Origin of the sequence: Streptomyces alkaliphilus (genome assembly GCF_014141535.1) — a bacterium.
Lineage (GTDB): Bacteria > Actinomycetota > Actinomycetes > Streptomycetales > Streptomycetaceae > Streptomyces > Streptomyces alkaliphilus.
Genome location: NZ_VKHT01000900.1, coordinates 1 through 2,052, shown reverse-complemented (window position 1 = coordinate 2,052; position 2,052 = coordinate 1). Strand labels below are relative to the sequence as shown.

Here is a 2,052-nt window from a genome sequence, read left to right as displayed (position 1 = left end):
GGGAAACCGGGCGACGGGACCACCCGCGGCGGCTGACACCCCCTGCGACCCGGGGCCGTCGCCCCCGCGTCCGGACGGGCCGGATCCACGTGCCCGTTGTCGCCCCCGTGGGTCCCGGGACGGGTTTCGGGAACCGAAAGCCCGGCCGCCGGCGTGTTCCGGGTCGTATGCCATACTCATCGCGCTTCGCGCGGCGGACACGGCGGGGGTACACCGGATCCACACCGCGTCCACGGGGGTTCGACCGCCCCCCGTGGCTCGTGGTGACCGAATCCGTCCGCCCCTCGAACCCCGTGACCCGTCGTCGTGGCGCACCCGGGCGTCCGACGCCCGGACCGACAGCGACGGCTGCGACAGCGAGCACGCGGGGACGCGGGGAATCGGGGGAGACCACATGGACGACATCGTCGTCGTGGCGGCCATCATCGTTGCACTGGCCGGGGTGGCCGTGGCGGTGGCGGCACTGCGCGCCGCCCGCAGGCGGCCGGCGGCGTCGACCGCCGGGGCCCGCCGGCCCGCCGATCCCTTCGCCCCGGAGGACGGTGTCGGCGGGGACCCGAGGACCATCGCCGCCGGTGACCTCGTCGAGTACCTGGGCGAACGGCTCTTCGTGCGGGGCTCGCTGCGGCTGACCGAGGGCGGCTTCACCTGGTCCGAGCACTTCCTCGACGCCATGGACGGCCCCGGCGGCACCCGCCGCTGGCTGTCGGTGGAGGAGGACCCGGACCTCGAGGTCTACATCTGGACCGAGCTGGAGGACGAGGAGCCCGGAACCCCCGTGAACCTCACGCCCTCCGCCAAGACGATCACCGTGCGGGGCGTCACCTACCACCGGACCGAGCACGGCATGGCCGACTACCGCTCCGAGGGCACCACCGGCCTGCCCGCCTCCGGGCGCGTGGAGTACGCCGACTACGACGGCCCCGGCGGCCGGTCCCTGGCCTTCGAGCGTTTCCTCGGCGCCGACGGGCGCGGCAGTTGGGAGGCGTCGCTGGGGGAGCGGGTGCCCAACGGCACCCTGACCATCTACCCGGGTGACGACTCCGCGCTCACCGACGGCGGTTCGGGCCCGGGGGCCCGGCCGTGACCGCGATATCCCTCGCCGTCCCCTACCTCGACACCGCCGCCGAGGACCTGGCGTTCTCGCTGCTCGCCGAACGACGTCCCGCCCACGCCGTCACCGGCGTGGAGCTGGGCGGCGGACTGACCGCCGAACTGCGCCTGCTCGGCGCCTCCCACCAGGTCTTCGCCGGCCCCGTCGCCGAGACCGTGGCCTGCCCGACCGGAGGTGAACCGGAGGGCGGGACGGAACCCCTGCCGTCCGCCACCCGCCGGCGGATCGCCGGCTGGGGCTACGAGTTCTCCTCCCGGGTGGAACGGTGCGACACCGCGGGGTTCCGCCGCCGCGTGGAGGAACTGCGGACGCTGGGCGCCGCCGGCCGGACCGACACCCTCTGGGCGGTCTTCCCCGGCTCCCCGGACGCGATCACCGCGCTCCTCGCCCGCCCCGCCGGGGGCGGCCCGGACCCCCGCCCCGGCTGGGACACCTGGCACGTCTATCCGCAGCACCGGCAGATCGTCACCACCCGGACCCGACTGGAGGCGCCGTGAGCCCCGTCAAGCGACTGACCCTCCTGGTGGCGGTCCTCCTGGCGGGCGGCCTGCTCGTCGGATGCGGCTCCGCCTCCGGCAACGCCGTGCCCTCCGCATGGATCGGACAGACCTATCAGCGGGTGGGCAACGCCTACCACGCGACCGGCACGCCCGAGTCGGTGGCCTCCGCGATCGCCGCCCACACCGCGCCGCGTGACCGGACGAGCAACGGGGACCGCCGGTTCCTGCGCTACCGCGACCACATCGTGGCCGTGCAACCGCGCATCGGCGGCAGCCGCATCGAGATCGAGACCTATGCCCGGGGTCACCAGCGCTGGGGCACCTACGTCGGCGGCGTCTGGCCCGCCCCCGGCCGTGCCGGGGACGGTTACCGGGGCGGCGGTCCCGGCTCCGGGAAGTAGCCGCCCCGACTCCCTTCCTTCGGCACCCTCCGGGGCC

3 protein-coding genes are annotated in these 2,052 nt (G+C 75.2%); all 3 read left to right on the top strand.

The window, feature by feature from the left end; genetic code table 11:
- The first annotated feature begins 394 nt into the window (after window positions 1-394).
- Genes FNQ90_RS20950 through FNQ90_RS20940 form a run of 3 tightly spaced genes read left to right on the top strand, consistent with a single transcriptional unit; the run spans window position 395 to window position 2,015 of the window.
- Window positions 395-1,087: a DUF4178 domain-containing protein gene (locus FNQ90_RS20950; RefSeq protein WP_182607778.1), complete on the top strand. Its 693-nt coding sequence runs from the start codon at window positions 395-397 to the stop codon at window positions 1,085-1,087.
- Window positions 1,084-1,611 (top strand): DUF2617 family protein, encoded by a 528-nt coding sequence (locus FNQ90_RS20945; protein ID WP_182607777.1) that lies wholly within the window; start codon window positions 1,084-1,086, stop codon window positions 1,609-1,611. Before FNQ90_RS20950 ends, FNQ90_RS20945 begins: the two co-directional genes overlap by 4 nt.
- Window positions 1,608-2,015: a DUF4247 domain-containing protein gene (locus FNQ90_RS20940; RefSeq protein WP_323380105.1), complete on the top strand. Its 408-nt coding sequence runs from the start codon at window positions 1,608-1,610 to the stop codon at window positions 2,013-2,015. The genes FNQ90_RS20945 and FNQ90_RS20940 overlap by 4 nt, the downstream gene beginning before the upstream one ends.
- Window positions 2,016-2,052: the final 37 nt, after the last annotated feature.